Source organism: Alloyangia mangrovi, from assembly GCF_002300555.2.
Lineage (GTDB): Bacteria > Pseudomonadota > Alphaproteobacteria > Rhodobacterales > Rhodobacteraceae > Salipiger > Salipiger mangrovi.
In genome coordinates, this window is record NZ_NTHN02000102.1 from 1 (window position 1) to 7461 (window position 7461).

Genomic DNA, 7461 nt, shown 5'->3' on the forward strand with positions numbered 1-7461 from the left:
CGAGGTCGTTGTGCTGCTCGACGCGGGAATAGAAGGCGTTCGGCAGGGCGAGCCAGAGGCACAGGAGGCAGACGCTCCACACCCCGAGGCGTTTCCAGAAGGTTGGTCTTTGCATGATGGATCCCGGACAGATCCCGGTGCGGATGCGGCCCGGGACGTGTCGATAAGTCTTGTTCTGTTTGTCTAGACGGCTGCCCCGGTGCGGATCCCGGTGCGGGATCGGCGGCGGGGACTTTGCGGGATCAGGCGAAAGGTGGCGCGCGCGGAGGGTGGGCGCCGAGCTTGGTGCCGCTGGGCGAGCTGCGCAAGCCCGGCAGCGACGGCCGGAACGAGGCCGCGCGGGGCGGCGCAAGATGGGAGAGCGCGGGCGTGAGCGCGTGCAAGTACAACGGATCGGGCGCGGCAGGGTCGGGCGCGCGCGCCGTGGCGTGGGCGGGCAGGGCAACGGGCAGGATGCCCTTCGACACCGACAGCGCATAGCCGCTGAGTGTCGCCTCGGCCTGTCGGATGCCCGCAAGAGGCATGTTCGGCGCGGGGTAGACCGCAAGCGCGGACAGCACGACGAGAAGGGCGAGGAGCGCCCCTATCCTGTCTGCGATCCGCGTGACGGTGTTCCTCATGGCGCCTTTCCTACGCTTCCCGCAGCGTCACAGCTAGTGCGGCACGCGCTCCGGCGCAAGATTTCATGGTGCCGCTTTCGATCCGTGCTCGGTCGCCGCGGGTTCCGACCCAAGGTCGATCACCGCTCGCCCGCAGGGCGAAGACCGCCGGAGCCTGCCTCCCTGGGAGGAGGCTCCCCCGCACAGGGCCACCAGCGCCGGGCACGTCCTGGTTGGCCACGAACAAAGCCGCGCGCACACACACTCAGACTTCGCATTGCTGGACAATCTTTCGACCTTCCGTCAGAAGGTTTGGGAAAAAATGCACAAAATAGAAAAATATGCACCAAATGCGGGAGGCATAGAAGACACCGTGGGACATGCAGTTTTGAAAGCGTCGGCATGGGCGATCTCGCTGGGTGGGGCCGTGATCGGCACAGCGGCTCTGGCCCAAGAAGAGCCGATCCTGCTCGAGCCCGCGATCGTGCTGCCGCCCGCTGGCGGCGAAGGACCGATCAGCGAGACCGCGTCAACGAAGCAGGTCATCACCGCCGAGGAGATTGCCCAGCACGGCGCGCGGACATTGGGCGAGGCGCTGGATATGGCGACCGGCGTCAACGTGCGCTTCGGGGGCGACGGGACTCGCCGGATCGACATCCGCGGCCTGCGCACCCGTCAGGTCGTTCTGCTGGTCGACGGCGTGCCGATCCGCTCGAGCCTTGACGGTCAGTTCGATCCCGACCGTTTCGCGCTCGGCGGGGTGGACCGGATCGAGATCACCCGCGGCGCCTCCTCGGTGCTCTACGGGCCGGGCGCGGCGGCGGGGGTCATCAACCTGGTGACCAGTGACGGGGGCAGCGGCCTGTCCGGCAGCCTCGGCGCCGAGACCGGCACGGGCGGCGCGCGGCGGATCGACGGATCCGTCGGCTATGGCGGCGCGCGCGGCAACCTGCGGGTCAGCGGCGCCTGGGACACGCGCGAGGACTATCCGCTCTCGTATGATTACAGCGCCACGTCGGTGCAATCCGAGGGCGACCGGATCAACAGCGACCGCGAGGAACGGCAGCTGATGGCGAGCGGCGTCTACAGGTTCAACAGCGACACCTCGCTTGGCTTCAGCGCGACCTATTCCGAGGGCGAATACGGTAAGCCACCCTCGATCTATGACCGCTCGACCGATGATTTCGCCAGCCGCACCCGCTACGAGCGGGTCGAGGATTACTCGGTGCGCGGCGTGCAGCTCGTCGGCACGCATGAGGTCGGCGCGCTGACCTTCACGCCCCGGCTCTACGTCTCGCAGGAGCAGGAGCTGACCAAGGGCTACGACGACGCCGAGTACGACACGCAGGCCGCCGCTGGCGCCTTCACCGAGGACGCGACCAGCACGATCTGGGGTGGCCAGTTCCTTGCCGCGGCGGATCTGGGTTCGGCAGGTCTGCTCTCGGCCATGCTTGGTTACGAGCATCAGGACTGGTCCTCTGACGGCACCGAGATCGTCTCTTCCAGCGGTGGTGGAGGCGGCGGTGGAGGCGGCGGTGGTGGTGGAGGTGGTGGTGGAGGTGGCGCCAGCGTCACCTCGCAGTCCATCGACACCGAGGCCGATGCCGAGATCCTGAGTGCCGGCATCGAGTATGAAGTCCGGCCCACTGACCCGCTCGGCCTGGTGGCGGGCCTTGGCTATGCGCAGCAGACCCGCGATGGCGAGACCGATGGCGACAGCTATTACCGCATCGCCGCGACCTACGATCTCGACAGCCGCACCACCCTGCGCGCGCAGCATGCCCGGGAAATCCGCTTCCCGACCCTGCGTGATCTTTTCGCCGCTGATCGCGGCAACCCCGATCTCGATCCCGAGCGGACGGTGCATTACGAGGTCGGCGTCGACAGGACCTTCGACTTCTGGAGCGCGACGCTCTCGGCGAGTGTCTACCAGATCGACGCGAAGGATTACATCGAGCGGGACGACAGCGGCCTGTCGCAGAACATCGAAAAGCTGCGGATGCGCGGTTTCGAGGTCGACTATCGCGCCAGCCCGGTCGAGCCTCTGACGCTGGACCTCGGCTACAGCTTCCTCGACGCGAAGAACCTCAGCGATGAGGCAGGGACCGAGGACCTTCAGAACCGGCCCCGGCACAAATTCGTGGTGGCGGCCAGCTACCGCTTCGAGGGCGGCACGCGGGTCGATGCGCAATATCAGGCGGTGCTCGACAATCTGACGCTCAGCCGGGATGGCACAAGGTCGCGCGACGTGGGCGATTTCCACATCGTCGATCTGGGCGTGACCCACGATATCGCGGCCTGGAACACGGAGGTCTATGGCCGCGTGAACAACCTCTTCGACGAGGATTACGCCGACAGCTACGGCTTCGTGCAGGCCGGCCGAACCCTGGAGATCGGCGGACGTGTCCGCTTCTGAGAGAGAGACAGCCATGTCAGGGGAACAGAACAAGAGCTACATCGGCGGCTTCGGTCTGCGCGAGGCGCTGTTCCTCGCGCTTTGCACCGTGCTGCTGGTGAGCACGAAGATCTTCTTCCGGTTGAAGCTCGGCATCCCGGGGCACAGCGCGTTCTTCCTCGCCTTCTGCCTCGTGCTGGGCCGGACGCTGGTGCCGCGCGGGCTTGCCGCGACCTTCGTGGGCGTGCTGGCCGGTGTTGCGATGATGGCGCTCGGGCTCGGCAAGGCGGGTCCGCTGATCGTGCTGCAGACGGGGATCGGCGGGCTGATGGTCGACGCGCTGGCGCTTTTGGGGCTGACCCGCCAGCTCTGGGGCGCGGCGCTTCTGGGGATCGCCGCAGGACTGGGTCGCGGCCCGGCGCAGCTCGCGCAGAACCTGCTGATCGGGATGGACTGGGATCTGGCCCTGACCACCGCAGGACTGAAACTTTTGCCCGCGGCCCTCTTCGGCGCGCTTGGCGGCGCGCTGGCGCTCGTCGTGGCGCGGCGGCTTGAGCGCGGCGGGCTGGCACCGGGAGCATCATGAAACATATTTCCCCGCTCGACCCCGACCTCCTGCTCATCGGGGTCGAGGACACGGATGTCGAGGGCGCCGAGCTTGGCACCGGCAAGATCACCCGACTGCTGAAGACGGTGCTGCCCGCGGGCGCCGAGATGGTCGGGGTCGTGCGGCACCAGTTCCTCATGGTGCCGGAGATTCCTTATACCTCGTGGAACAGCCCGGCCTGCGCGATCGTGCGCCTGTCGGATCCGGGCCTCTTGCCCCGGATCGCCGAGGCGACCCGAACCCATGTCCGCGCGCTGGCCTCCGAGGGCAGCGATCCCGGGATCTGCCTGTCGCTGGTGCGGGACGTGTCGTCCGAGGTCATGGCGCATGGCGTCGATTGCCGGCGGCGCGTGCTGACGCAGGCCGATGCGATCCGCATCGGCAAGGGGCTCATTCTCGAGGGGCTGGGCGGCGACAATGGCGGCATCATCGGGGCGCTCGGGGCGGTGGGCCTTACCGCGCATGGCTGGTGCGGGCGCTTCATCGAGGTCAGCGCGCTGGAAGGCCGGCCGCTCGACAATTCGGTGGCGGAGCTTGCTGCCTGCGGTGTGCGTCTTGCGGTCATGGAGCGCGATGCTCCGCCGCCGCTCGACGAGGACCGGGTGGTCGTTGCGGACCAGTTCCGCCCCGTGCTGCTGGGTGGCATGCCGGTCCTGATGGTCCACGAGGCCGCACCGGGCCGCTGGGAGACGAAACCCTGGCCGAAGCGCAAGCCTTGACGCCGGAGCTGGCGGTTCGCGGGGAATTGACGCTCGTAAGCGGGCCGACCGGTGCCGGAAAGACCACGCTACTTCGAAACGCGCTGCGCACCTGGCGGGCGGCGCATCCGGGCGGCTGGCCGGGCGCCGTGCTGCTTGGCCAGAACCCGGCGACGCAACTCGTGGCTGACACCGTCGAGGAGGAGGTCGCCTTTGCGCTGGTTGCAGCGCAGGTGCCGCAGGCGGAAGTCGCCCGACGGACCGCGCGCGCCCTTGCGGTGTTCGGCCTTGCAGATCTCGCGAGGACAAGGACCGAGGCCCTGTCGATGGGCTGGAAGTGCCGCACGCTGCTGGCGGCGCTGCATGCGCTTGAAGCCGAGGCGCTGTTTCTGGACGAACCCTATGCGCAGCTTGACGCGGACGGCCAGACGCGGCTCGACGCCGCGATCGAAGACTGGCTGGCCCGGGGCTGCGCGGTCACCGTCAGCGCTGACCGGACGCCCGAGACGATCGCCGGGCTTTCTGCGTTTCGGAGGCATGACGTGCACCCTGAAACGGGCCTGCGCCCCGAGCCGGGGCTCGCGGGTGCCTTCTGCGACACCTGGGCCCGCGAGGCGCCGCCGCTTCCGGGACCGGCGGCGGTGGAGCTGAGGTCATTCGCGGCGGGGCACGAGGGGGCAGGGCCGGTCCTGCGTGACATCGACCTCGCCCTGCCGACGGGGACGATCACCCTTGTCAGCGGCGCGAATGGCAGCGGCAAGTCGACCCTCCTGCGGGCCGTCGCGGGCGACCTGCCGGTCGGCTCGGGCAGGCGCCAGCTGTTTGGCCGGACGGATGCCGGGCTGGCACCGGCCACCGCGCTGGTCCTTCAGGACCCGGAATTGCATCTCACCGGGCGCTCGGTCCGGGGCGAGATCGCGGCGGCGAGCGTCCTGCGGCAAGGCGGCGCCGAGATTTGCCTGCGCGTTTTCGGGCTCGCCGATTTCGCCGAACGCGCAGCGCTCACCCTGTCGCACGGCCAGAAGCAGGCGCTTGTCCTGGCCTGCGCCATGGCCACGTCGCCCCGGCTGCTGCTGCTCGACGAGGCCTTTTGCGGGTTGGATGCCGATGCGCTGGAAGGCATTCTTGGTACCCTCAGGGAGATCGTGCGGAGCACCGGTCTGACCGTGCTGGCCGTGACCCATGATCCCGGCGCGGACATCCTGAACTTTGCCGATGCACACCTGCGGCTTGCGGGGGGGGCATCTTGTCGAGGCGTAGCTCTTCCTCCGGGGCGCCGACCCGGGGCCGCAGCCTGCTGCTCTGGAGCACGGCGCTTGTCATCGTGATCCTCGGCGTTGCCGCGCCGGCGCTCTGGTTGCCGATGCTTGCGCTGCTCGTGGCGGGGCTCTTCGCCGCGACCGCGGGGCTCGGGCCGACGCTGCGCGATGCCCGGCCGCTGACATGGCATGCGCCGGTCCTGCTTGTGGGTATGCTGCTGGTGAAGCAGGCGATCGACTGGGGCCTGGTTCTGGAAATCTCGCTGCGCTTCATGTTGACCGCGACGCCGATCTTCTGGCTCCACCGGATGACCTCTCCGACCGAGCTGCTGAAGCTCTTCGAGCGCCTGCTGCCGCTCCGGTTGCGGTTCATCCTGGTGTTCACGCTTCGGGTCTGGCCTCTGCTGTTTCGCGACATGCAGGACATCCTGCTGCTCGCCCGGCTGAGCGGCGCCTGGCCCGCGCGCCGGCGCGATATCCGGCCGCGCCATCTTCTGCGCGCGCCGGGCCGGATCATGTTGCCGCTCAGCGTGCGGGCGGTGCGCCTGTCCGACGACATGGCCCGCAGTCTCGAGGCGCGGGGGCTGGATCGGCTCTGAGGTGAGCAGGCCGCTCGGCCGCAAAGCCGGTCGTCGCGCGACGCGGGCGGGCATCGGCGGGCGCGGTCAGCAGAATTTGCGCCGGAGGTAGCCGATATAAGCCGCGGGATCCGAGGCGCTCTGATCCATGCCGTCCAGAATTTCCGCGCGGCTGCGGCTGCGCCCGTGTCGCCAGACATCCGCCTGCAGCGCAGTGCGGAGGGGAGCGGTTTCGCCACGTGCGAGGCCAGCGGTCACCTCGGGCCGATGCGCGCGGTAGTGATCCATGATCTGCGCGGCGGTGATATTGCCGATGGTGTAGGTGGGGAACGAGCCGATGTAGCCCGAGGACCAGTGCACGTCCTGCAGGCAGCCGAGACCATCGTGCGGTACCTCGACCCCGAGGTCCTCGCGCATGGCGGCATTCCAGGCCTCGGGCAGATCGGCGGGATCGAGGCTGCCCTCCATCAGCGCCATCTCGAGCCGGACGCGCAGCATGATGTGGAAATCGTAGGTCAGCTCGTCGGCCTCGACCCGGATGAGGCCGGGCTCGACGCGGTTTACCGCCGCGACGAACTCCTCTGCGCTGACATCCGAAAGCTGCTCGGGGAAATGATCGCGCAGGGTGCCGAAGTGGCGCTGCCAGAACTCTGGCGCGCGGCCGACGTGGTTTTCCAGCAGGCGCGACTGGCTTTCGTGCATCCCGAAGCTGGTGCCGCCGACGGCGTAGAGACCGATCATGTCGGTGGTCATGGCGCTGCGGGTGAGGCTTGGGTCGACGCCCATCTCGTAGAGCGCATGGCCGGTCTCGTGGATCGAACCGAAGATCGACATCGGCAGGTACTCGGGCCGCCAGCGCGAGGTGATGCGCACGTCGCCACGGGTCATGCTGATCTCGAAGGGGTGCACCGCCGTGTCCAGACGCCCGTGTGCGAAGTCATAGCCCAGCTCGGCAACCAGCGCGCGGCAGAACGCCTGCTGCTGCGCCACGGGATAGTCGCGGTAGAGGAACTCGGTCCGGGGCCTGGGTTTGCCGAGCGCGCTGTCGAGGATCGGCTTCTGCGCGGTTCGCAGCCGGTCGAAGAGTGTTGCAAGGCTGGCCGCCGTCTCGCCCGGTTCGAAGGCGTGGACCATCGCGTCATAGGGGTGCGCGCCGAAGCCGCTGGCCTGCGCGACCTGCCGCGAGAGGTCCAGCATGGTCTGAAGGTAGGGTTTGAAGAGGGCGAAATCGCCGCTGGCGCGCGCCTCGGCCCAGACCGCGCCGGCGAGGGCGGATTGCTCGGCCTGACGGCGCAGGAGCTCGGCGGGCAGGGCGGCGTGCCAGC

General features: G+C 68.6%; 7 protein-coding genes. 5 read left to right on the forward strand and 2 right to left on the reverse strand.

Translation table 11 applies throughout. From position 1 onward, the window contains the following. Nucleotides 1–242: 242 nt before the first annotated feature. Nucleotides 243–620, reverse strand: coding sequence for a hypothetical protein (locus CLG85_RS26480; RefSeq protein ID WP_224847922.1), 378 nt, complete (start codon nucleotides 618–620; stop codon nucleotides 243–245). Nucleotides 621–987: 367 nt separating this feature from the next. Here CLG85_RS26480 and CLG85_RS26485 point away from each other — a divergent pair, with 367 nt between their 5' ends. From CLG85_RS26485 to CLG85_RS26505, 5 genes are read left to right on the forward strand one after another with little or no spacing between them, the layout of a single operon-like run. Beyond that, complete coding sequence (locus CLG85_RS26485; RefSeq protein ID WP_260350305.1) at nucleotides 988–3015, forward strand: TonB-dependent receptor plug domain-containing protein; 2028 nt, start codon at nucleotides 988–990, stop codon at nucleotides 3013–3015. Nucleotides 3016–3028: 13 nt separating this feature from the next. Continuing rightward, nucleotides 3029–3580 carry a hypothetical protein gene (locus CLG85_RS26490; RefSeq protein WP_095884161.1) on the forward strand — a complete coding sequence of 184 codons (552 nt, stop codon included), beginning with the start codon at nucleotides 3029–3031 and terminating at the stop codon, nucleotides 3578–3580. Continuing rightward, entirely contained in the window at nucleotides 3577–4320 is a 744-nt protein-coding gene (locus CLG85_RS26495) for a hypothetical protein (protein WP_176476725.1), read from the forward strand. Before CLG85_RS26490 ends, CLG85_RS26495 begins: the two co-directional genes overlap by 4 nt. Nucleotides 4321–4346: 26 nt before the next feature. Continuing rightward, on the forward strand, nucleotides 4347–5627 hold the full coding sequence (locus CLG85_RS26500) for an ATP-binding cassette domain-containing protein (RefSeq protein WP_260350306.1): 1281 nt from the start codon (nucleotides 4347–4349) through the stop codon (nucleotides 5625–5627). Beyond that, complete coding sequence (locus tag CLG85_RS26505; protein WP_260350308.1) at nucleotides 5624–6157, forward strand: energy-coupling factor transporter transmembrane component T; 534 nt, start codon at nucleotides 5624–5626, stop codon at nucleotides 6155–6157. The genes CLG85_RS26500 and CLG85_RS26505 overlap by 4 nt, the downstream gene beginning before the upstream one ends. 66 nt (nucleotides 6158–6223) lie before the next feature. Here the strand turns inward: CLG85_RS26505 and CLG85_RS26510 are convergent. After that, nucleotides 6224–7461, reverse strand: a 1238-nt coding sequence (locus CLG85_RS26510; RefSeq protein ID WP_260350309.1) for a carboxypeptidase M32, incomplete at its 5' end; no start/stop codon positions are given.